We start from the raw sequence: 23,369 nt of genomic DNA, 5'->3' as shown, positions 1-23,369 counted from the left end.
CTCACACATTACGGAGCGTTGGTGACGATAAAACGGCCGAAAACCCGCTGGAAATGTGAAACCAGGTACACTGGTTCATTGAATGCAGTCCGGACGACCAGTTTTTGGGCAACGAAATGCCAGACAGGTTGAGGTAAAAAATAAAGATATTGATAAAAATCGAAGGAAATGGCGGGCGTAATGACCGCATTCAGGCTAAGTGCACTTATTTCAGGCTGTTCCGGCTGGCTGGGCGGAGTGTCGGCTCTCTTAGCCAGATCTTTGGCGATCGCCTCCGTCCTGGTCCCGTGAAAAGCGCCCCGATCCGTATGATCCGACCACGACCGCGCTCCTGCCACCGTCAATAACATGACGGCAAGCATTAAGCTGATGGCCTGGTTAATCACTCGTACAGTCTTCACTTTCAGATTCGGGATTTCAATGAAACCGCAAATTTGATTCGAAAAAATCAGAATCGCAAGATAAATTTCCCGTAGGTCGATATTACTATTCTGTTAATAACTTGTGTTTTGTGTGTTTTTGGGGTGAAAATAGACGTTTTGAGTAAACAATCTTGTAAGCGAATGATAGTCAACAAAATAAAAGTGGAGAATCTAATGCGGGCATGATGCTAGCTTTCAGCGAGGGTAGCGTAGCCCAGCGGGACCGAAAACCCGTCGTCGGAAGCGAGGGTGAAGGCAGAAACTTCAGCAGATAGTTTGAGCGATACGACGAAATCGTATTCCACCGGGATAAACCATCCCAGCAGCCAGGTTACGAGCGTGTCGAAGTTTTGGTTGTGAAGATATTTGTCGAGCCCCGCCGGGTCCGGAATTTCTATATCGACATTGATTTGAGGCAAATAAGTATCCAGCTCACCCCCTAGCGAAGTGTCCGCGCCGAGCAACGCGTCACCCATGCTTGCATTGGATTCGTAATGGTATTTTAGACCAAAAATGGTCTGTATCTCCACCGGCACCCGCAATGCGACGGACATGATTTCCGCGGCCTTATCAAGGTTACCCCGATTTTCGGAAACAAGCGGCAGGAATGGCAGCAGCTGCACGAAAATGCTTTCATCCAACGAAGACGGCGCCTGCCAGAATGCTTTCAACTCTTCCAATAACCCGGAGCCAGGGACTAGTTCCCAGGCGCATTGTTCCAGGCGCGCCAAGCTCACGCGGTTGAGAAAAAACTCCTGTTCCAAAGGCAGGAAAAACAACCGGGATTGCTGCTCCTTCTCCCGTTGGAGCCGAATTTCATCGACTTTCTTTTTCGTCGAATTCAAATTGGCCGACGATGGCAGATGGAAAAGCTGCTCGGGCAAATGGTCGTAAATGCCGCTCCGGTTGGACTCGATTACCCGACCTTTAAAATTACCTATTTCCAGCTCACGCGTGTTTTCAATATCTCGATGGCTGCGCCGTTTGAAATCCCCCAGCGGGCGGAAAAGGATTTGCCTGGCGGGAATATCGTTTTCAAGCCATGAACTGGCAATGAATTCGGCTTTAAGGTCGGGGTGGGGTTCCATTTTTAGTCAGGAGTTGTCATGGGTGGTCAGGAGTTGCTGGGTAGTGTGACTACCTGAATGGGGTACATGCCTGTGGAAAGTCGGCTTATTTTGAGTTGCAATAATTCACATTCGCGTGCCCAATCGTCGCCTTCGCGAGCTGGTGAGGTGGGCGTTAGGCCAATCTGCAAACAGCGTACAAAACCCTGACCGGGCATTTTACCCGGTATAAAGTGCGGCTTTATCTGCACTTTGCGTAGCCGGTCGCCCAGTTCGGCGGTACAGAATGCACGCATATCCTCCAACGTCACGAGTCTGTTCCGGGTGACGATGTTCTTTCGGAGCTGATTTACATAATCTCCTTCATCGGGTTTGGATTTCCCACCGGACGAGCGGGTAAGCATAGTAATGTCCGCGCCGCTCACGCCTGAGGTCGCGTACGATTGCAGCCGCGTGCCTGCGGGAATGCCATTCGCCTGCTCGGCCAGGGTGCTCCAATAAGAAATAAAAATTACGTCGGGATTTTTATCTCCGCGAATCACCAGAAATGGCTGAGCGGTAGTTTCACTGGCTTTTTTGATACCCAGTTTCTGCTCGATCCGCGCCATATTCTGCGCAATTTCGCGAAGGATAGAAGCCAGAAAGTCCTCGCCGATGGCATTGAAAGCCGTCACTTCGTCGCGAAGCAGTTCCAGGAGCTGGTATAAGATCGCCCGTGCGTCACGTTTGTCGAAACGGCCGATTCCTTGCCTGCGAAGTGTGTATACGCGGGCTGCGCCAGCGGGCGGAGTGCCATTGGAAGCCGCTTCTTCGTCGGTATAGAGGCTTTTTTCGGATGCCGTGTAAGCCTGATTTTTTTGATTAACCACACTTTGAACACCCATAAAGGCATCGCTGCTGGGTAATGCAATGCCATTCAGTCCGGTTTGCAGGCGGTAGGTGATTTTGTTGAGCTGTTTGTTCTGCACGGGAAATGCATTCAGCGAAACATTCATTTGTTCAAACCCTGCCGCCGGAAATATAGCCGGCCAGGTGATTTGGACCCATGTCAAAGGCTTTTTCAGCGATTGCAGCGCCCGGGTATCGAACATACTTCCAAATGCATCGGGATAGGGTTCAGCTTTTAGTTTGCCCTTCTCCCAGGAATCGTCGCTGTTTATGCGGACGAAGCTGTTGTGATAGATCAGAATGGAGTTGTCTACGGCATTGTCCTGTAAGCCATGCAGGACGGGAAGCGCTTTATTGTTCCATTGCCAGTTCGTTGCTTGCAGGAATTCGCGATACTGATATTCTCCGGAGTCGCCAGCCCAATCGAAATAGAACCGGAAACCCTCCCAGGAAGAAATACCCGGCTCAACTTCCAGGCCGAGCCAAATGCTTTGCTCACCGCCCGTTTGGGGTAATGTTTTGGCTGTCAGTGTTTTTGTTCCCTTTTCTATGGCGAACAGCCCTAGAGGCGTAGCGTATTGTGCGATGGTTGCATTCACGAGGGGGTAGCGGTCGACCGGAGCGAAATGGACTTCGGTACTTTCGCCCTTCCGCGCATTGGTGCGCTTGCCGGTGAGTTGGTTCTCCGGCTCGATCCAGCCCGCAGGCTCTTGCGGGCGCGCCTGTACGATAGCCGTGGCGGGTTGGGGTGCATTGTGGGTATCAGGGGACAGGATTTCGGCCAGGCGGGTCATCAGCCGTAGTTCGGTATGCTCGATTTCCTGTCCTACCTTTTCAAATTCTACCGAACATGCCTCTACCAGCAGCCGCACGAGCGGGTCGAAATGATCGGTCTGATTGTCGTCGATGCCCCAGAGCTCGGCGCAGCGTCTGATCAGCCGGCGGGAAATGTTTTCTTTGGTGTAGCTCAGCGTTTCGGGCATATCATTCTATAGATAACGGTGATATGAAAATGCGTTCGAAGAATATGAATGGCTCGTTAGTGCTCCGGATCATAGCTTTAATTTCAATGCCTACGCGTTTGCGGATATAATTGTTGGTTTTGCTCAAAACCTCAAATTCTTCCATTTCAACCCTGATCTTGACATTGGCAAGCCTTGGTTCGTAAGTCCCCACTGCTTCTTCGAGTGATTCGCGGATGAGGTCTTTCCATTTGATCTGGGACAAAACTGAAAAATCATGTTCCCACAGTGCGCACCCATAGCGGCTGTCGAACCGGTTTTCGTCGAAATGGGTTACCATCAACAGGTATAAATGCTGGTGGATGGCCTCTCTGTCAGGGCATTTCGGGTGCGGCAGGCCAGCCACGATGCGGTCGAGCGCGAGAGGCAAAGAATAGTTTTGATCTTCCATCCGGCGTTTAATAAATTGTGGTTGTATTAATGAAAGTCTGGCTTATTTTTGTTTATCCACCAACTTCCGCCGTCCCCGATGAACCTTCCGTTTGTTAAAACTGTCACGCAACGTCTCCAACTATTGTATGCAGTCGTTCTGATAGCCGTGCTGACATTGGTAGGTGCGCTGGGTTTTTGGGTGACCGATTACAACGACGCCTACCCGATGGCGATGGCATGTTTTCTGGTTTTCGGCATTCTGCACGTTTACCTGCTTTCACAATGGTTTGACATCCTTTTCGAGAACCGTTCCGCCAGAGCGATCGGTTTTACACTGCTGATCACGCTGCTGACGGCATTAGTGGTTATTTTCCTTTACCATAAGCTGGCAGGCGAGCTTTCAAAAGGCCTGGGTATGGCCACGGCGCTGGTCGGTTTTCTGTTTCCGGTATTTGTCGCGCGGGTCTATCAGAATTACCTTGAAATACCCCTCAAAGAATACAAAAAATGGTATTATCCCGTAGGCCAGCCGTTGCCTGATATGGACCTGCTCGATCTTTCCCGCGTGCTGGTGATCCAGTTTGAGTTTACCAAAAAGGCCGACGAAGCCGCATTCACGAACTTCCGGGCCAAAGCACCGCATTCAATGCTCTTTGGCGAGCTGTTCTTCATCTTCCTGAACGACTACAACGACCGCAACCCCGGCAACCCGGTGGAATACCTCGCGCCCGACGAAGCGCCTTACGGATGGCTCTTTTATAAAAAACAGCCCTGGTACAAGCGCCGCGTTTATATGGATCCGGACCTGACGTTCCAGGCCAACCGCATTGTCGATAATGAGACGATCGTGGCGGTGAGGGCTTAAAGGATTGTCATATTGAACGGAGTGGCCGCCGCTGCGGTCGAAACATTCTATAAGATAACTTCGTGGATGTAGCATTGTCAAGGAGCGGAGTCGAAACATCTTGCACGATGCCTTCGACTCCGCTCAGGCTGACATCTGTTACCAGCGGTTGGTGTGCGGGGTGCCAAATAGCTTGATTTCGCGCGCCGACAGCGTAATGCTCGTAGTCATGGGCATGGAGCCGGTTTCTACAAAGCTTTCGGCATATTGCACGCAGTACACGTCGGTGAGTTCGAGCTCCTTTTGAGTTTGTTCTTCGTCCACATTCTTGAAAGTAATTTTTGCGGATGACTTTTTTCCGTCCGGGTCCACCATCCACTCCCAAAGGCTCTTGCTATCGTCGGCGCTGGAAGAGTCAACTTGTATAAAGACATTTCCGCCGTACACTTTGGAAGAAACACGTCCTTTATCGTCGGTGGATTGCGACAGGGAGTAGCTGCATGAGATTACGGCGATGCCGTCGCCCGACGGGCCGCCATCCCAGGTGAAATAAGCGTCAAAACTTGAAGCTGGCATAGTTGTAAGTGTTTAAAGTGATTGAATTGATTATGGATATATTGACTTAATTGAGCGTAATAAGCGAGCCCTGAACGACCGTGGTGCCACTACTTTTGAGTTCGGCCAGGGCGTCCCCTTCGAGCGTAAGCTGCGGTCCTTTCATTTTCGCACTGGCGGTACCTTCGGTATTCAATTCGGTGCCCGCTTTGATATTGGTGTCGGTACCGCTTTCGATTTTGATATTCTGATCGGCCTTCATGGCGATTTCGCCTGCATGTAGGTCAAATTTTCCGCCAGCACTGACCGTAATGTCCTCGGTCGCCTCAATGGTAATTTCCTTGGTTTTGACTTCTAATAGCCCGTTTTCAACGTGCAGACTGATCTTGCCGTCGTCTTTGAAAGCGAATTCCAGGAAGGTGTCGGTCTTCTCCCGGTTGCTGATCTGGATTTTGGCGTCGCCATCCTCGTCGATGAAAATGACCATATTGCCCGAACGGGTCGCTATGACCTTGATATCGTTGTTGTCCGACGTGTAGCTGATATCTTCTTCCGGTTTGGGATAAAGGCAGGTCATGACAAACGGGTTTTCGGCCAGGTTTCCTTCATACCCTACCATTACCATGGCACCCACCTCGGGCACAAAGTTGACTCCCCGGCCCGTGGCGTTATGCGTGGTCCCTACCCGCATCCAGATCGACTCCTGATCCTGCTGGCGGCTCTGGCTCCAAAAAAACTTCACACGCACGCGCCCGAGGCTTTCGTTATCGTCATTGGCAATCACTTCGGCCTGTTCGGTCTCGCCCTGTGGATTGCGCACATATGGATTGTTCGGCGGATGCTGCGCCGATTCCGGCACTGCATTGAACGTATTCTGATAGCTTCCCGCCGTATTGACTTCGTGGCGGATATGTACCACACGATATTTCCCGAAATTCTCCTCATAGGCTTCACCACGCTCGTTCAGTCGCTGGCCTTTTACTGCCAGCACGGTACCCACGCTCATGGTAGGCGTTTCGCCCGAACCCCGGAAATCAACCATGGACGTAACCCTCGCTGAGCGTTCCATCTTGGTGAGTTCATCAATCTCGCCCTGGCCAGCCACGATCTCTGGCGATGGCAGGAGGGAAGTTTGGGCAAAAAGGCTGTCAGATTGTTCCAAAGCGAACTCGCTGAGCGACGTCAGCCCATCCACATTCTGCTGCGACGATTGCCCGGTGAATACCTCGGGAATGGTGTAGTTATAACCTTCGTAGCTGAATGCAGCCGGTTGCAGCTGCAATGCCACATCGAAGTTTTGCAAACCATCCACCAGAAAATCAACCTCTTCCTGACTGTTGTTGCCGAGTACGAGCTCGCGGCCATTGTAATAGAACCATTCGCAGCACCGGTCGGCTACCCGGCAGAGGAATTTGTAATTGCTTTCATTGTATTGGGTAAATGGGACTTGTCTGCCTCCGTTTTCAGGGTTAAGCTGTTTCCGGAGCAGATTTTGCGGGTAGGGTTGAAGGACCGTATTGAAAATGTCCTGAACTGTCCCGCGCAGGAAGGAGCGCCGCTGTACCGAGTCTTCGAGCACAATGGTTGGGCTATATCCTTTCAATACAAATGCGCTGCTCATATCGCTCAGACTGCGAAGGCGGATCTCGGTTACAATGCCTTGGAATACAAAGTCGAAGGAATCGGAGCCGAGGCGCGGGCTGAACGAGAAAGTGATTTTCTTGCCCATGACCGCGCGGTGCGAACGGTTGAAAAAATGCTCTCCTTCATCTTCCAGCTGATCGAATGGGACCAGCAGCTCAAACCAGTGATGCGCAAACAAATCCTGCTCGATCACCAATCCGAGGTGCCGGGTAATCTCTACGCCGCCTTCGATTTCAATGCTCGTGTTAACCTGTCGTGCCATTTAACTGCTTATTTCAACCTGACCGATTTTAACTTTCTGCGGTAAGATTACCAGCTCGTAAACCAATGCGACACTGCTGTCGCGTAGGAAATAGTCCTTGCCCCGGTGCTGCGGCAGATAGCCTCTGGTATCCGGCACGTGCGCCAGCTTGTTCCCGCGGATCGTCGACTGCTTTGCCCGGAAGGATTCCCGGAAACCGACGCAATAGGCTTCTTCAAACTCCATTTTGCGCAGGACCTGCGAGTCGTTGTCGTATTTGAACTCCACCTGCCCGCTGAGCTGGCGGTCGTTTTTGAATGCCCAGTCGTAGAGCAATGCAAAATCGTCGTTCTTCGTGGGCGAGATGGTCATTCGTATCAGCCGCGCCTTGGGCGAGTCCGTCGGGCTCCCGCGCTCGTCGGCATTGCGGTTGCATCCGTAGGCGATCTTTTTGACCGTGAACTCTTTTCCGTCCAGGGTAAGGTGCGCTTCTACTCCGATACTGGCATCCTGCTCGGCCATGGCTAAAAGTTTTCGAGTTTTGCTTCGTTGATTTCCACGCTGCCGGCCGTTACGGTAATGCAAGTGATAAAATTCTGTAACCGGTTGGAAAGCGCCTTGTCGAGGTCGTCGGTACCGTCGTCAAACATTTCTACAAATTCAATGCAAATCGCCTCCTTGAAACTCAGGGTTTTGAAAGAGCCGGTCTCGCCGAACTGCTCCACCGTAAGATCGTATTTCTGCGAAGGCTTGTTGGCCCATTCGACCAGAAAATCGTCGAGGACCATTTCCAGCTCCATATACAAATGCGCCCACTGGATCGGCGAGGTAATGGACATCGCGTCGTCCACCGTCTGATGCAGTTCAAATTGCATGAACATGACGCTGTACTCGTGATCGCCGTCGATTTTTACGTTTGCGCTGAATGGCATAGTTTATGAGTAGATGAGTTTAAAGTTTATGAGTTCGTGAGTTAGAGTGATTGACTCATAAACTCTTAACTCATGAACTCACGGTCATTGCTGCGCATACTCCGCCGCCCAGGCGGCAGCGTCCAGATCATCTCCCTTCTGTCCCGTCAGGGCTATCATGAAGTTTTTCGCGGGGAAATAGGGTACCATGTGGATGTCGAGGTAAACCTTGTCTTTCTGGTCCTTATCCTGCTCGAAACGCATGACGCTGAACTTCTCGATCAGCTTGCCGGGGCCGGTAACGCTGTCGAGGAACTTGATGATCTGCTTTTTCAGATCGTTTTTGGTGTTGTAATCGAAGTTTTCGAATGCGCGGCGGTTCAGGAAGTCGATCAGCACTTTGGTAATGTAGTCGAAAACGCGTACCACCGAATAGGTCTGCAAACCAACATTATCGCCATTGAACAGCGTTTTGGCCGAGAATGCCATTACCTTGCTGTATTCATTCACCATTGGGATCAGCCCCATTTTTTCCAGATCGGCGATTTCCGATTTTTTCAGCGGGAACCGCACGCCGTCCACTTCGTTGAGCGTACCGTGCTTTTTACCCGCAGCCACCTGCGACATCAGTGTTTTATACACATTACCGGCCAATGCCGTCGATGGCGGAATGTACAGATCATCCTCTTCGCCCAGGTCGTCGTGTCTGGCACGGCCCACCAGCCAGTTGCAAGTCATCATCACATTCGACAGATGCGCCGCGCCGCCGGTCAGGTTAGCCGATTCGAAAAGTTCCATCACGTCCTCCGGCGCATCCAGGTGCATGAAGTCGGTTAACAACATAACCTTGTTCTTATGCGCCATTTTCGCCCATTTGTCTACTACTTTACCCGAACCCAGGTAGCCCGGCACGTTCAGGATCGAGTAGTTTTCGCGCAGATCTAGGCGGTCGTATTTCGAAGCGAGTTCCTCGCCTACGGCATCGATGAATGTGGTAACGTCCAGATCCTGTAACTGATCGGCGGCCGCATTCAAGAATGTGACGTTTTTGACCTTATCCTGCTCCGTATTTTTGAAGAACATCGCCACCGAGCGGTAGGATTGTTCCAGCGGGCGGATCTGCTCCACGGCCTTGCCCAGGTTTTCTTTCAATAATTCAAATGCGGCGTCTGCCTGTTTCTGACCCGCTTCGATCATGTCCGGCACGCTTTCCGCGCTGCTCAGCAGCTCCGACCATAATTCCAGGCGCTTTTTCAATTGCTGGCGCTCTTTCTTCTTGTCGGCTTCGGTGAGAAATATCTTTTTCCGGGCCTTTTTCTCCGGGTTAATATTAGCAGCGCCTTCGATAATCGTTTCTACGAGGTCGAAGCTGCCATATTTGGCGAGCTGCGGAAGGCCGGTTTCCAGCGGAATTGCCACGCGTTCGCGAAGCGCCGGCGTGGCTTCCTGGGATGTTTTTGTATCGTCTGCCATGTGAATGATCGAATGACTGAATGATTGAATGACTGAATGAATTGTGATTGAATGAGCACTTTCGATTCTTGAATTACCAGTGCACTCCAACCGGAGGTATTCGGTCATTCAATCATCGCTCCGGCGACCCGGTCGATCATTCAATCATTAACTTCTATCGCTACCCTGCTTCCTCCAACTCGTTAATCAGCGTCTGGAACACGCCGAGCAATGCGGCTTTGGCTTCGGGTTTTTCCAATGCGGCTTTCAGGATTTTGTTCACTTTGAGGTGCCTTACTACCTGCTGGTAGGCTTCGCTGCGTGCGTCGAGGTCTTGCAGGAATGCGCTTTGGGCTATAATTCCTTTTTTACCAAAATCCCCGAGATTTCTGAACCGCAGGTTCTCGTTGATAAAACTGCCGTCGGAAGTGATGAACTCTACTTCCGCTTCGGGCTGGTAATGCGCGAAAACTTCGTCAATGGTTTTGAGATCGTAAACCATTTCCGGCCGGGGCGACGGGTCGCTCGTCAGCTGCGTGGCGAAAAGCGTGCGGTTTTGAGGAATATCAGCAATCCCTTCACTGGACTGGTCGATCTTGCGTTCATTACCGCCTATTCCGTAGTTGAACATAGTTGTATAGGATTAAGTAAATACTGTTGTTACTAACCGATCAAAACTGTGGGACAGCCCGCTACGATACTTCCGCCGTGGGCCGTGGTGTCGCCGAGGCGTGCCGCGGGTTTTCCCCCGATAAGCACCGACGTGGAGCCCATAACTATGGAGTCGGGCGGGCCTGTACATACGCACATGTCGCCGACACAAGCGGCCGGCTGCCCGCCTATAAGCACAGTGGGGGTACCCGGGGGCAGCACGGGTCCGCCTACATGGGGCACCGGAGGTGTTCCGGGGGTAACCATCGGGCATATGTGCATATCGCCAATTCTTGCTGCGGGTTGGGACATGGTTTTAAGGCTTTCGGCTGTCGGCCATCGGCTTTCGGCCTCGAGCTGTCAGTCTGGTAAATGTTATAAATTTGAATGCGCTATTTTGAAAGCTGCTTCGCGCGCTTGAAATCGAAGAGCGACGTGAGCGATACACCGAGCCCGATGGCCGCTGCGCCCACCGAGACGTAAATGCCTGGTTTCGCATAGCTGGTGAGGCCTTCCGGATTGTCGATCAGCTTCTTGTATTCTTTGTAATCCTTGTTGAGCATGCTGTAAGTCACCGCGCCGAACGCGAGCGCTGCCACGCCGGCTCCGAGTTTGATCGCGCCCCATTTGCGGGCATTGGCTGCTGCTTCGGCGTTGGGTTTATTGAGTTCTTTAAAAACCCGCTCCCCTTCCTTCGCGTCCTCAGGCTTCGCAACCGGTGGCCGGTCCGACGCCCGGCTTACGACCGGCTCTTTTTTACGTTGTAACGAGTCATACATAGCCGACGGTTTGGGGCTTACCGGCACCGATTTGGCGCTTTCGGCAGAATTGAATGCGACGCGTGTCAGGAACACGATCCAGTCGTTGCCTGATTTGTCGGCCCGGAGCTCGGCTACCCGTGCAATGGGTGCGTACGGCGTATTGTCCTTGTTGCTTTTGCCTTTGAATTGCTGGGTGTAGAACACCTTTACAAACGGGTATTTATCGACTTTGACGTCAGACACCACCAGGTTGGTAAATTCAATGGTATTGGTTTCTGATTTGACATAAAACAGGTCAAAATTACTCAGGTACTTCTCGATGGGCGTGTCGAGGCCGGGTGCGCTGCCTTTATGTTTCGGATCCACATCGTCCTCCACAATCACGCCGTCGTTGATAAATATCTGGTCATTGCTCGGCATGTAACTGTTCATCATCAGGTAGCGGCGCTCGTAATTGCTGAGGTCTTCGTTGGCAATCGCATTGAGCAGATCGTTGAGACCTTTGACTTTCTCGCGCGCCAGTACGCGTATCTCGTCCGCATCCCTGCGTGTGAGCGCCTGTGCGCTTGCGTGCAAAGCAGCGCCCATTATGCCCAGTAATAGCAAGGCAGCCCGCCATTTGAAACTGGTAAAGTTTTTCATTCCCGTTTTCATATTTTCAGTTGCTTTTTGGGTCTAAATCAATGATCTGCACCTCTACGCGCCGGTTCATGCGCCGGTTCTCCTCGCTGTCGTTGGGGCGGGCCGGGAACTTGCTGCCGACGCCCATCGCCGCGATCACCCCTTCGGGAACGCCTTTGCCGATGAGGTACCGGGAGATTACCCGCACGCGGTATTCCGAGAGCGTGACGTTCAGGCCGGGGTTGCCTACATTGTCGGTATGGCCGGTAATGCGCAAGCCTTTATTCTTGTTTTCAAGGATGTACAGTGCTACCGAATCGAGGTAGGTACGCGATTGCAGCGGCAGCTTGTAGTCGCTTCTTGGAAAGTAGAGCGTTTTGTCAGAAGCGGTAATGCCCCTGGCGGGCGGCGTTTCGACATAGGCTACTGCCGGTGCCGGGCGCTCCGTTGCCCGCTCTGCCACACGCAAAGTCTTCAAAGTAATGCCCTCCTTCACCGAGGCCATGGCCGTAACCAGTTCCGGCTGGCTGGATGCAGGTGCAATGCCGAATTTATAGCTTCGGCCTGGTACGAGGTCGGCGAAATAATGGCTGTCGTTTACGCGGTTCAGGGAAATGTCAGGCTGGCCGTCGCTCCATAACCTGCACAACATTCCCTGCTGGGCTTGCAGGATATTGACGGACAGGATGGACCGCTGGCGGTTCAGTTTGATAATGTACGTCCGGGGCTCCTGGTCGGTTTTGTCGAGGATCAGGTTTCCGTTGTAAGACTGGTAACCAACGGATTTAACTTCAATAGCTACAATATCTTTCTCTGTAAACACGATTTCAGCCCTTGGGCGATCAGTTGTCAGAGAGAAGCAATCCTTTTTTTGTTTTTGGGTATAATAAAGGCAGATCTCCGCAGGTAGCCGTTGGTCGGACAATGCATCGCGCACTTCGATCCGCCTCACAATGGAAACGGCTTTCAGCGAATCCTTCAATTCAAAATGCTTTTGCTCCGACTGGGCATACGGCTCGTCGCTGGTTTGTTTGCCTAATGGCATCATGGCTAATGTGATGAAAAACGTGCCTTCGGTTTTGCCGTCGATATTCACCGGGATATGCTGTGTCTGGAATTGCGGGCATTCGATGGTCAGCTCGATGATGTGGCAAGGTAGTTCTACATTGAATACGCCGAGGCTGTCGGACTTGCCGAGTCGCTGTTTACCCTGCTCGGTTTTAGCGGAGAGACTGGCAACAAGCGGCGTCGCGCCCGAAATATCGGTGATCTTGCCCGCCAGGTAACCACATTGCGCATGCAGCGGAGCGGTCGCGGCCTGAACCAAAAGCAGGATGATGTATAGCCTGGTTTTCATTGTCCCTCGTTGGTTTCGACCCCTATATTTCCCAATAAAACTTCCCAGTTCACCGTATCCTTTCCATCGATGGTTTTCTGATACGATTCAAGTTTGACACGGATATTCTTGCGGGTAATATCCCCGTAGGCGACCTTTCCGTTGGCTGAATAACCTTCAAAAACCTGCTGTCCGGCGATCGTGCCATAGTAGTTGCCGTCAGCCTCCTGTTTCAGCTCACTCACATATTTGACCTCATTCCAGGTAATATTGATTTTGGCATACGGCAGGAGTTTCAGGCGGTTGAGGTATTCTTTAACCGGATACTTTTTCACCCCTTTTGCCGAACTCACGGCCACGGTAGCCTGCGGTTCGAACAAGCTTAATGCTTGCTGTACCGCCTTGTTCTTATCTTCCGATTTCATGCTTTTATCGCCAATAATGCGCAGGTAGGAGGTGAATTCATCCACCCGGCGAATGCCTTTCGCACTGTATTCTTTGTATTCGGCATCGGTCAGTACCGGTTTTAGTTGTTCTTTCGGTGCGGGCGGGACGTCTTTCTTGGCAACAGGCTGGTTTTGGGCAGGATCCGGTTCTTTCCTGACGATTTCTCTTTCTTTTTTTTCAATCTCCTTATGTGCCAATGCAAGTAATGGCGCCACATCGACTACATCGCGCAGGATTTCGTGCCGGCCGTCGCGGTAAATCACCGTTGCCACTTCCTCTTTGTTAATCGACGCCGCATTGCCTTCCATCGTGAGGTAGTTGATCACGTCGTCGCTTTCATAGGAAATGTTGCCGGTAATCACGGTCAGCGGGACGCTTTTGATGATAATGTCCTGGCTCACGTTTCGGGGAGGAGCCTTGTAAAATGCTTCAATTTGCGTCTGGGCTTTGTTTGGGCTTTCGTTCAGCTCGGAAATCACCATAAATTGCCCGGCCGACCCGAATATGACGAGAAAGCGTTTCCGGTGATAGACCCGCGGGATGCCGTCCGAGGCGACCCATTCGAGTTTGCTGTCCATGGCACGGCTCAGTTTGGCTTGTACGGGGTTCCCGTTATCGAGCCAGATCCGGTCCTGGGCAAATACCTGCATTGCGAGCAGCGTCATCAAAAGGGTAAAGAGTTTCTTCATCATTCCATTAGTTTTCGTAAGTGATGAGGCTCATCGTGATGTCGTTGGCCGTCACGTCCTCGATCCGCCATTTCCCGAACCGGCCTTCTCCGGTTTTAAATGCGATCACGGTATTGTCCGTTTGGTCGCTGAATACATAGGTAATGCTCATGCTACCGTAGTTTGCGACCCGCACGAGATCCAGGTACGTGAGTTTATCGTAATCGGCAAGGTTCAGATTCGCGAATTGCAACTTGTTCGCGGAATTAATTTCAAGCACAGTTCCCCTGCCTGTGATGGCAAAGAAATCAATGGTAACATCGGTTTTCGGGTCGTTTGCATTAGTTATTACAGTTCCGGTGTCAAGGTCGTACCAAAGCGCCTTGGTTCTGGCAACCTTCACGGAGTTGCGTATCACTACGGCGGGTGGTATAAGGGTCGTTTTGATGTCCAGTATTTCTCCGTAGGCTATTCCGCCACCCTCATTCCGGGCGTAGAGCGCAATGTAATAGCGGGTGTCGGACATAAGCCCTGTTATTTTCTGATTCTGAATCAAAACCGGGGTTTGCCCGGGTGTTTCACCAAGTTTGATCACCTTGTCTTTCTGAACATCTAGTGCGGATGCGGCACCGTATACCAAACCATATTCCTTAATGACGCCGCTCTTTTTCTCCTGCCGGTCGTTCTTGCTGCCAGGATTGTTGATTGTTCCGCTGACAGTGATCTCGGTGCGTTTGATATCCACCACTTCCAGCTTTGACAATACAGGTGGAAGCGGATCGACCGGTGCAAAGAGGTTGCACGACTGAAATAGCGCAGTCGATATGAAAGCCACCCATGTGAACAGCCCGTTTTTCATGAATTTAAATAATTTACCTTACGTTTACGTGTATACGCTTACGGTTTGTCGTAGGTTAAAATAGTCACTTCCATATCGCCACCACTTGCGGAGCCAGGCCGGCGGTCTTCGCCGTGGGCATCGACACGCAGCTTGCCGTACCTGCCCTGATTGGTCATAAATGCGATCACCGTGCCGTTTTGCAACTGGTTTGCCATTACATCTGTGTAGCTGCCGTTGATGAAGCCGGTACTAAGGTTGGCCCGGGTCAGGTCGCTGTATTTTACCTGGTCGAAATTCACAGCACCTAAAACCGCGAACTTCGCTCCGTTCCTGGGGTAAATGCCTGGCTTGTCGTTATAGGGGTACCAGTTTAAATCTTCGGAGCCTACTTGCGACACCAACGCCCCCTGATCCAGGTCATAAGGGTTGGAATAGTACATGGTGAACGATTTCTTAGGTGTAAAAACAGTAGGTTCGCCGAGTGAGAAGCCGGTCGTTGCATCACTGTAAATGATGCCACCCAGGGTAATCGCATACGCGCGGGCATAATAGGTGGTTCCCGCGGTTAATCCGCCTACATTGACTGTAAAGCTACCCTTGGCCGCCTTGCCGTTTGCTGTCGCCCGGCTGTCTTTGGTGGTAGGCTCATTGTTGGTCGACGAATAGCAGACCCCGAAGGACGAGATTTCGGCATTGCCCAGGGACAATATATTGACGACGACGTCAGCCGACACCTTGGAGGTAGTGGTTATCTTACCTAAGGAAAGCTCTGCAAAAACGTAGTCATCCGTTTTGAAAGTCGCCACAGGCCCGTATCCTATGCCGCCGCCCTGGTTTCGGGCGTAGGTGCGCACGTAATAGGTGGTAAGCACGGAGAGCCGGTTGATTTCCCGTACAAATTCAAACGGGGTGGGAGGATTGTCTTCTCCTACCTTGATCACTGTTCCGGCTTCAAGGGTAGGCTGGTTTTGAGTACCCCAAACAAAGCCATATTCAAGGATTTTGCCGCTTTTCTTTTCCTGACGATCGTTTTTAGGATCGAGATTATCGATTTTTCCTCTCACGGTTGCGCCCGATGTCCACACCTGCTCAACACTCACCTCCGATGCCGCGGGCGCCAGCGGATCCACCGGTGCGAACATATTGCATGCCGCGTTGAGGAGAGCAATTATTGTAAAGATTAATAAGCTGGTTAACTTTTGCATGGCTTTAATCGCTGTGTTCAGCGGATTGGTTCATTCATATTTTCAGGAAGCTGCGGGGGCTGCCGGACGCCAGTCGTTATCCCAATATTCGATCAGCTGCGGGCTTGCAACCCTTCCGCGGAAGGAAACAGTGGTGTCGTAATGCGTTTGCGGGATCAGGTGGTTACGCAGGCGCGTGATCCACGGCTGTGCGTGACGCGGCGTGAGCAATCCGCCCATGCCCATCTGGTTTTCGCGTTCGGATAATGTCACGCCATAGTTGGCATCGCTGTTACCGACACCCTTGACGTGGTTCAATCCCAATGTATGGCCGAATTCGTGATTGACGGTAGTTTGTAAAAACGACACATTATGGTTCTCTGAGCCAATGCGGGTAAGACGGTCATTCCAATGAGGTTCCAAGTCATTATGAGTGAACACGCCGGTTCGGTTAAACTCTTCCACGTAGGATCTGAAGGTGTTTTCGCGCGGGTGAATGATCCGGTATGTCTGATGAGCCTGAGAGGAGCTATCCACGAGCTGAATGGATAACCCGCATTGAATGGTGGCCGAATTGCGCGGAGATGTAGTGCGGGGGACGTGCCAGTCCTTGTTGGGATCGAGGATGAATTTATCGCTCCAATGCCTTTGCACCACTGTTACAAACCGGTCCTTGTAGCTTTCCCATTCGTGGTCGTCCCAACGGTCGAGGTGGAAATGCCCGTACGTGTCGTGCAGCCTGCCATTACCGGTGGCATAGGTTTCGCCCATAAAAAAGCGGGTGGTCGGTTCGATGCGCACCAGGCGCACTTTGAATTGAAGGATCATCCCGAACGTCGTATCGTCGATCGGAATAAGGCACGAATCCCACCGCTTCGCGTTTCTGAATAGATGAATGTGCATAATGTTTCAGGTTTTCGGATAGATAACTTTTCGGTGCGAAGGGTCAGGTAGTTGGCCGCGCCTGCGGGCGGTAGAACCACATTTGCCCTGAGACGGTCACGCTTCCTCCGCTCATCGCGCCGGTACGGAGGTACAGGCGGTTCTGCTGTACATTTTTGCTGCCGTTGACATTGCATTCATACACTTCCACGGCGCCGGAAGTGTCGACCGACATAACAATCGCCGTGTGGTGCGGACGGGATTCTGTCCGCCAGGCGCCATCCGAACTATCGAACCGGAATGTGTAATTCCGAAACTGGATAATATCGCCCGCTTCGAGATTGGCCGCTGTAATGGCGGTTCCCCAGATATAATTGTCATCCGGACCAATGTGGCCCATGATTTCCGTGGAAGTTCTGGCGCCGGCACTTTGCAAGGCGCGTTCGCCCAACGTCCAGCATTCTCCGTTCCCAACCTGGCTGGCCAGGTTGGTTTGCGCGAATTGCGCCACTGCATTTCCGAGTACACTCATTGTTCGATTCAGGAAGGTGTGGATAGTTTATCAAAATGGGTGCTATTCCAATATGCTTTCGGCCTGGTGGACATTCCAAATGACCTCTCCATGGTTGTCGGTGCTGAGGTCGATCACCGAACCTTTTCCGGCCTGCCCGGAGATAATCATCCGGCTTACCGGCCGCCTTAGCAGGTTCCGGATGACGCCTTTCAGAGGCCTCACGCCGTATCTCGGTGTAAAACCTTGCATCGCGATGCTTTTTCGTGCTTCGGGAGTCAGGTTGAGGCTGATGCCCTGTTTATCGAGCAGGTCGGTAAGACTGCGCAAATGGATATCGAATATTTTTATTACATTATCCTCTGAGATCGGTGCAAACGGTACTATTTCGGTCAGCCGAGCGAGGAATTCCGGCCGGAAATATTTGGCCATAATCTCCATCAGGTCGGATGATTGCGGAATGCCTCCTTTGCCAAATTCGTGGATAATATGTTCCTGCCCGATGTTGGAAGTAAAGAGGATCACCGCATTGGAAAAATCACCTTCCTTGCCGAGCCTGTCATGTAATTTTCCTTCGTCGAGAATTTGGAGGAAGAGATCAAAAACAGAGGGATGCGCCTTTTCTATTTCATCAAAAAGAACTACTGAATAGGGTTTCTGACGGATTTTATTCACCAGCAGCCCGCCTTCCTCGTAACCCACGTATCCCGGAGGCGCGCCGTAAAGCAATGCTGCCGAATGCTCTTCCTTGAATTCCGACATATCGAACCGGATCAGGAACGACTCATCGTTAAACAGGAAATCGGCGAGCGCCTTCGCGATTTCGGTTTTGCCCGTTCCGGTTGGTCCCAGAAGGAAGAACGAACCGATGGGTTGCCCGGCCTTGATGAGGCCCGAGCGTGATTCCAAAATAGCTTCGCTCAATGCTTTGACAGCCTGATCCTGGCCCACAACTCTTTTCTTCAAAACTTCATCGATGCCCAGCAGCTTGTCCCGTTCAGAACTTTGCAGCTTGCCTAGCGGAATGCCGGTTTTGTGGGAAATAATGGCGGCGACATCATTTTTATCAATCGAATCGGAGCGGCGCGTGGCCAGGTTCCGCAATGCGGATAATTTGGCACTTAATTGATTGTGAATGCCTTCGGATGTTTCGAGGTCGGTTTCTTCATTCGCAGCGAGCTGGCCGGTGAGCAATGGGCTTAGTCGGTTGGGAAGCTGCCGAGCAAACCATCTGAGTTCGTGCAGCCTTTCCGCTTCGTCGACCGCCATCAGCATATCGAGGTCGGTTTGTAATGTATTTAATTCGTTTTCAGAAACTTCATCCATTAATCGCATCGCCGCCATTGTGCGGTCGAGCAGGTCTAGGGCTACATCGGGCAGGCGACGGTCTTTGACGTACCTTTTAGCGAGCTTCACAGCCTCAGCGGCGGTGCCTTCTGACACTTTCAGCCCATGGTGCGCTTCGTAAACCGGCAGCATATGCTCGATCATGCGCGTGGCAGTGGCTTCATCGGGCTCTTCCACATGGAGTATTTCGAACCGGCGGGAGAACGCTTCGTCTTTTTCGATGTATTTTCTGTATTCTTCGGGTGTGGTGGCTCCTATTAATGTGAGTTCGCCCCGCGCTAGTTCGGGTTTGAGTAACTGGGCGACTCCCGCACCGATCGAACCTTTCGGGTCAAGCAGCATATGGATTTCGTCAATGAACAGAATGGCTTTGTCAAACCCTTTCAATTCAGTTAAAATACCTTTCAGCCGTTCTTCGATTTCGCCTTTATAGGAGGCCCCCGCTACCAGCGTACCCGTGTCTAGTTCCAGCAAACGGGCGTTTTGCAGCAGCTGAGGGACCTTTTTCTCCGCAATGAGTTTGGAAAAACCTTCCACTAGCGCCGATTTGCCCACACCCGGTTCGCCGGTCAGTATTACATTGGGTTTACTTCTACGGCCCAGTATTTCGGCCATTTGCCGGATTTCCCTGTCGCGGCCTATAATGTCGTCAGTTTTGCCTTCCGCCGCCCGCTGCGTTTTATCGGAAGTATATTTTTCAAGATACCCGGCTCCCTTTGCAGCTGGCGCCGACTGTTTTGGACCTTGATATTCCCCGTTAGCAGTAACCGGTGGAGGATTGTGAAGCGCTAATACCTCTTTTTGAGTAATAGGAAGAGATTTCAACTGATCGGAAGAAAACCCCACCCCGGGTTTGAGTAAAGCGGCTAATGTGCATAGCGGGTCAGTATCAATATTGAATTGTAATGCGATGAGGTCGGCCAGTTCCAATGCCGCCGCCGCCTGATTGTCGGGCTGTGGCAGTTCCGGCACGCGCACCGATTTGGGACTTTCTTCCAGGCGTACCTCGGCCCAGTCGCGCAGGTACGCAAGGTCTTTGCCTGCCATCACAAGCTCGGACGCCAGGCCCACGTCATTATGCAGCAGGCCCATGAGTAAATGCGCGGGACCAAACCGCTCCTGCCGGTATTCACGCGCAAGCGACTGTGCAATCGTGATCGCGTATCTGAGTGCTTCGGTTTGCATGGATCAATGGGATAGATTTGGAACGCTGTTTCTCAGGGCTGATTTTTTTGTAATGCCAATAGGCGCTCGGTCGCTTTCGCTTTCATGTCCTTGTTGGCGGTCGAAACCTGTAAACCGTCGAATATCTGTTTCGCCTGGTCGTAGTATACTTTCCGGTCGTTTTTGCGCAGGTTCCCCTGTGTAAGCAATTGGTAGTAACCTTCGGCCTCCGAATACCGGAGCCATTCGCGGTATGTGACGGCGGTCCCGTTTTTGGCGGCCAGACATTCATCGAGTTGTCGTTGGATAGCCGTGATGTCGCCACCACCCGATTTGGAACTCCTGCAATTGTCGAGGTCACGTTGCAGCGCAGTCAGCTTGGCTTGTAGCTCTTTGTCGGGTCCACCACCGCCACCGCCACCACCGCCACCTCCTGCCGCTGCAGTTAGCAGCTGACGTTCCATTCCCTTGATTTCCAAGTCTTTCATGTTGATCTGATTACGGAGGTCATTCACCATTTGCATATCAATGCCCTTGCTATCCAATGTGCGCCTCAGCTCGCCGATGGTTTGACGGTAAGTGACGAGCGCTTCGGTCAGTTTGGCAATGCCGGTCGATAATCGCTTGTTCTGCTCGTGCGCCGCGGCGGCCGCGAGATTATTAAAATGGCTCATAATGCTGTTGACGCGGCTTTCAATGTCCACCAACTGTGTACGCGCCGTGGCTTTGGCCATTTCGTCGGTGGCGCTGCTGTAAACGCCGTCCAGCTGGATGAGCCTGCGCGATATCTGGCTGAGCGTGTCGGTGTCAACCAGCATCGGGTCCTGCTCTTCGACGATTTCCCGGTACCGGCGGGTTTCGGAAGCGGATACCGAGTTTGGCACCCGCATGAGCAGGTACACGGCCGCGAGCGGGAACGTGAGCGACAATACGTACATGCCTACAAACCGCCCGATCGCTGTTTTTCTCTGGTTTTTGTTAGTTGGTTCCATAGTTGCTACATGTGCGTGCCGTTATGTGGCAGGGTAACGTGTCGTCTGGAGGCCCAGGGTTGAAACCCTGGGTTAGGGTATCTCAAATAGCGCCAGAGGCGCGGTACATTTTGTATCCAGGGATTTAAATCCCTGGGAAAGGGACATAGTGGGTCGTTACAATGGGCTCCACCGCGATTTTGCTTTTTCCGGCTGCACAGGTGGCTCTTGTACAGGACTTTCGATGATAAATACTTGTTGTCCTTTGCGTTTTCCGATAAATTCAAGTTGGCTGAGTTTCAGGAACAGCGCCGTCCACATACTGTAAAAACTGTCGATGACCCGCAGGCCGGGCAACATGTCATTTTGATTAAACGGCGCTTGTATCACGGCTAACAGCTGCTTTTCAATGCTTCCGGGTGAGTCATCGGCCCATTCGCCGAGATAACCCAGTAGTTCTTCTTTCTCCCTGTCGGTAAGGCATTCCATCGCCACTCTAATGGCTTGGGCCGTCTGGATCATCGAGGTCACCATTTGCATCGGCGGCTCGGAAGGGATTATTCGCTGGAAACTGATGTTCACCATCGTCATGGTAGTTAACAGCCCTTCCACCATCAATTGAACACTGTCCGAGAGCGTACTCTTCTGACTTTTGGTCTTGATCTTCTGCAAGATCCGGAACGAATACATTTCGATGTCGTTCAGATAGCCCGTCCAGCGGCTGTGCCATTCGCGCAGGTTTTTGTGACTGCGCACTGCCCGGCTTGCCGGTACAAAATCGTGCAAAACGCGCAGTTCGGAATTGCTGTATGCCAGCTTACCGATGATCAGCCCCGGGCCACCCCATTGCTCGATATTGATGAGCTCCGAAGGTACCAGACTCACGCGTGAGAGTGCCAGAGTGTAAGGATGCCGCACGGGGATTTCTGATTCCGAAGGCGTTCCGGTCGGCTGTCGTTCGAACATGCCTACGCTGAGTACCATATATATTTCCACATTCTGCGTCATCGGGAGCCGGTATTGTTCCAGGATTCCGGCTAGCGACGTGTCGAGTTTCAGGTCGTCGGTTTCTTCGACGTCGAGCAGGCTGCCATCGGGCGTAATGGCCTGGCAGCGGTTCACTTTTACGCGGATCTGATTGCCGGCATCGCCCAACACCTGTACTTCCAGCGGGTCGTTCCCGTCTTTCGGGAGCAGCAGGCCAAAGTTCAGCGGAGTGAGCAATGCGGCCCCGGCGCGTCGAACCTGATCGGTGTGATAATGATCTGTTTCGATGAAATGCTGCCGCGAGATTTTCATCCCGTCGACCCAGTTGACGGCCATGCGACGGATATCTGCCATACTAATTTGTAATTACGAGTACTACATTTTCATGGCTGCTTTCACCAGCCCTATCACTGATCGTACACCGAATTTCCTGAACAGACTTCGCCGATAAGCTTCCACCGTGGAAATGCTCACTTGCAGCCTTTCGGCGATCTCTTTGGAGCTCATTTCGTCCATGATCAGATCCAGGATCTCCTTTTCGCGCTTTGTCAGTTCCATAATTAAAACACTTAGACAAAGTTGTTACGGCGCAAGCGCTATTTCAATCGGCAGATACCCTGAATTTTCCGGATTTTTACCCTGATTTTACTAATGGTTTTGACTGTTGCTTTTAAGGGTTTTCCATTATGATGACCTATGAAAAACTACACCACGCCCATGCGGACGGCTATTTTGGTGAGGCCTACCGAGTTTCTGACACCCAGTTTCTGAAAGAGGTTACGACGGTGGGTTTCGACCGTTTTATCACTGATGCATAGCTCGCTGGCAATCTTGTTGGTTGAGTATTCGCTGGCTACGAGCCGGAGGATTTCCACTTCTCTTTTACTTAAAAAATCACGTGTGGAAGGGGCCGGTTCCTGAATATATTTGTCCATGGAGGTCTCGGCGAGTTTGAGCATTACTTCCTGCCCATAGTACACTTTTCCTTCCGAAACGGCCCGTATGGCCCGCTCCCACTCATCGAGTTCGGCTTCAAAAACAATGTAGCCGCTTACGCCCGACCGTATTACCTCGCGGACGGATTCGGCCGAAGGACTTGGAGCGAGCAACAGGAATTTCAGTTTGGGGTAGAGTTTTCTGATCTTTAAAATCTGGTCTGCCGTCTTCTCGGCGTGATGGGCGAATACAACTACTATATCAATTTCTTTCAGGTAGGGTAACTGGGTGATTTGTTCAAGATTATTACACTTACCAACCAGTTCGATGTAAGACCTCCTCCTCAGCCATTCTGCAACCGCCTCGCACTCTAATGGATGCGGATGGACGAGGCACGCGTGTGTAATAGAATGTTCCATACTTTTCGGGGTTGAGTACTAGAATTTACACATCAAAATTAATTCTAAGCGACAGGTCTGGTCAATACGGGAAAGTACAGGAAAAGCCAGGTAAGATTACCCGGTTTCGTAAAGGGTTGAAAATTAGCGTTTTTCGGCTAAAATCCTAACTAATTGTTTGCATTATCCAAAATACAAGGGATTCCCTTAGGGGTATTCACTGACTATATACTATATACGTCGAAT

General features: G+C 51.6%; 23 protein-coding genes and 1 pseudogene. 1 reads left to right on the top strand and 23 read right to left on the bottom strand.

What is annotated here, in order from left to right; translation table 11 throughout:
- Positions 1-8: 8 nt before the first annotated feature.
- The 4 genes from AC2YIT_RS26985 to AC2YIT_RS26970 all read right to left on the bottom strand — a co-directional run bounded on the left by AC2YIT_RS26985 (position 9) and on the right by AC2YIT_RS26970 (position 3,790).
- Positions 9-401: a hypothetical protein gene (locus AC2YIT_RS26985; protein ID WP_430850228.1), complete on the bottom strand. Its 393-nt coding sequence runs from the start codon at positions 399-401 to the stop codon at positions 9-11.
- Between the two features lie 209 nt (positions 402-610).
- Positions 611-1,510: a type VI secretion system baseplate subunit TssG gene (locus AC2YIT_RS26980; protein ID WP_487281254.1), complete on the bottom strand. Its 900-nt coding sequence runs from the start codon at positions 1,508-1,510 to the stop codon at positions 611-613.
- A gap of 26 nt (positions 1,511-1,536) precedes the next feature.
- Positions 1,537-3,360 carry a type VI secretion system baseplate subunit TssF gene (locus tag AC2YIT_RS26975; RefSeq protein ID WP_487281253.1) on the bottom strand — a complete coding sequence of 608 codons (1,824 nt, stop codon included), beginning with the start codon at positions 3,358-3,360 and terminating at the stop codon, positions 1,537-1,539.
- Position 3,361: 1 nt separating this feature from the next.
- A complete protein-coding gene (locus AC2YIT_RS26970) occupies positions 3,362-3,790 on the bottom strand; it encodes a GPW/gp25 family protein (protein ID WP_487281252.1) in 429 nt (142 codons plus the stop codon).
- 78 nt (positions 3,791-3,868) lie between these two features.
- On the opposite strand from AC2YIT_RS26970, the gene AC2YIT_RS26965 reads away from it, so the two are divergent.
- Entirely contained in the window at positions 3,869-4,636 is a 768-nt protein-coding gene (locus AC2YIT_RS26965; RefSeq protein WP_487281251.1) for a TssN family type VI secretion system protein, read from the top strand.
- Between the two features lie 138 nt (positions 4,637-4,774).
- Here AC2YIT_RS26965 and tssD (AC2YIT_RS26960) read toward each other — a convergent pair whose 3' ends face one another.
- The 19 genes and pseudogenes from tssD (AC2YIT_RS26960) to AC2YIT_RS26870 form a co-directional block, all read right to left on the bottom strand.
- Complete coding sequence (gene tssD, locus AC2YIT_RS26960; protein ID WP_106595708.1) at positions 4,775-5,191, bottom strand: type VI secretion system tube protein TssD; 417 nt, start codon at positions 5,189-5,191, stop codon at positions 4,775-4,777.
- 46 nt (positions 5,192-5,237) lie between these two features.
- Positions 5,238-7,076, bottom strand: coding sequence for a type VI secretion system Vgr family protein (locus tag AC2YIT_RS26955; RefSeq protein WP_487281250.1), 1,839 nt, complete (start codon positions 7,074-7,076; stop codon positions 5,238-5,240).
- A complete protein-coding gene (tssD, locus tag AC2YIT_RS26950; protein WP_487281249.1) occupies positions 7,077-7,577 on the bottom strand; it encodes a type VI secretion system tube protein TssD in 501 nt (166 codons plus the stop codon).
- 2 nt (positions 7,578-7,579) lie between these two features.
- Positions 7,580-7,987 (bottom strand): type VI secretion system tube protein TssD, encoded by a 408-nt coding sequence (gene tssD / locus AC2YIT_RS26945; RefSeq protein WP_487281248.1) that lies wholly within the window; start codon positions 7,985-7,987, stop codon positions 7,580-7,582.
- Positions 7,988-8,071: 84 nt separating this feature from the next.
- The gene (locus AC2YIT_RS26940) at positions 8,072-9,439 is read right to left on the bottom strand and encodes a DUF5458 family protein (protein WP_430850211.1); all 1,368 of its coding nucleotides are present in this window, start codon (positions 9,437-9,439) and stop codon (positions 8,072-8,074) included.
- A 160-nt stretch (positions 9,440-9,599) separates the two neighbouring features.
- On the bottom strand, positions 9,600-10,049 hold the full coding sequence (locus AC2YIT_RS26935; protein WP_430850209.1) for a hypothetical protein: 450 nt from the start codon (positions 10,047-10,049) through the stop codon (positions 9,600-9,602).
- A gap of 32 nt (positions 10,050-10,081) precedes the next feature.
- Entirely contained in the window at positions 10,082-10,381 is a 300-nt protein-coding gene (locus AC2YIT_RS26930) for a PAAR domain-containing protein (protein WP_430850207.1), read from the bottom strand.
- Positions 10,382-10,461: 80 nt separating this feature from the next.
- Positions 10,462-11,472, bottom strand: a complete 1,011-nt coding sequence (locus AC2YIT_RS26925) for a hypothetical protein (protein ID WP_487281247.1) — start codon at positions 11,470-11,472, stop codon at positions 10,462-10,464.
- Positions 11,473-11,488: 16 nt separating this feature from the next.
- Complete coding sequence (locus tag AC2YIT_RS26920) at positions 11,489-12,808, bottom strand: OmpA family protein (RefSeq protein ID WP_487281246.1); 1,320 nt, start codon at positions 12,806-12,808, stop codon at positions 11,489-11,491.
- A complete protein-coding gene (locus AC2YIT_RS26915) occupies positions 12,805-13,926 on the bottom strand; it encodes a hypothetical protein (protein WP_487281245.1) in 1,122 nt (373 codons plus the stop codon). The genes AC2YIT_RS26920 and AC2YIT_RS26915 overlap by 4 nt, the downstream gene beginning before the upstream one ends.
- 4 nt (positions 13,927-13,930) lie before the next feature.
- The gene (locus AC2YIT_RS26910) at positions 13,931-14,761 is read right to left on the bottom strand and encodes a fibronectin type III domain-containing protein (protein WP_487281244.1); all 831 of its coding nucleotides are present in this window, start codon (positions 14,759-14,761) and stop codon (positions 13,931-13,933) included.
- A gap of 38 nt (positions 14,762-14,799) precedes the next feature.
- Positions 14,800-15,885, bottom strand: a complete 1,086-nt coding sequence (locus AC2YIT_RS26905; protein WP_487281243.1) for a hypothetical protein — start codon at positions 15,883-15,885, stop codon at positions 14,800-14,802.
- 105 nt (positions 15,886-15,990) lie between these two features.
- Positions 15,991-16,830 (bottom strand): hypothetical protein, encoded by an 840-nt coding sequence (locus tag AC2YIT_RS26900; protein ID WP_430850195.1) that lies wholly within the window; start codon positions 16,828-16,830, stop codon positions 15,991-15,993.
- Positions 16,831-16,873: 43 nt separating this feature from the next.
- Complete coding sequence (locus tag AC2YIT_RS26895; RefSeq protein ID WP_430850193.1) at positions 16,874-17,341, bottom strand: hypothetical protein; 468 nt, start codon at positions 17,339-17,341, stop codon at positions 16,874-16,876.
- Positions 17,342-17,383: 42 nt separating this feature from the next.
- Positions 17,384-19,852, bottom strand: coding sequence for an ATP-dependent Clp protease ATP-binding subunit (locus AC2YIT_RS26890; protein ID WP_487281242.1), 2,469 nt, complete (start codon positions 19,850-19,852; stop codon positions 17,384-17,386).
- A gap of 32 nt (positions 19,853-19,884) precedes the next feature.
- Positions 19,885-20,823 (bottom strand): hypothetical protein, encoded by a 939-nt coding sequence (locus AC2YIT_RS26885; protein ID WP_487281241.1) that lies wholly within the window; start codon positions 20,821-20,823, stop codon positions 19,885-19,887.
- Positions 20,824-20,979: 156 nt separating this feature from the next.
- Positions 20,980-22,143, bottom strand: coding sequence for a hypothetical protein (locus tag AC2YIT_RS26880; RefSeq protein WP_487281240.1), 1,164 nt, complete (start codon positions 22,141-22,143; stop codon positions 20,980-20,982).
- Between the two features lie 21 nt (positions 22,144-22,164).
- Positions 22,165-22,356, bottom strand: a pseudogene (locus AC2YIT_RS26875) (response regulator transcription factor); the annotation flags it as partial.
- 137 nt (positions 22,357-22,493) lie between these two features.
- Positions 22,494-23,144: a response regulator transcription factor gene (locus tag AC2YIT_RS26870; RefSeq protein WP_487281239.1), complete on the bottom strand. Its 651-nt coding sequence runs from the start codon at positions 23,142-23,144 to the stop codon at positions 22,494-22,496.
- Positions 23,145-23,369: the final 225 nt, after the last annotated feature.

It is taken from the genome of Dyadobacter sp. SRI_021, assembly GCF_057586235.1.
The sequence above is the reverse complement of the archived record's forward strand: the minus strand, read 5'-3'. Positions and strand labels throughout refer to the sequence as shown.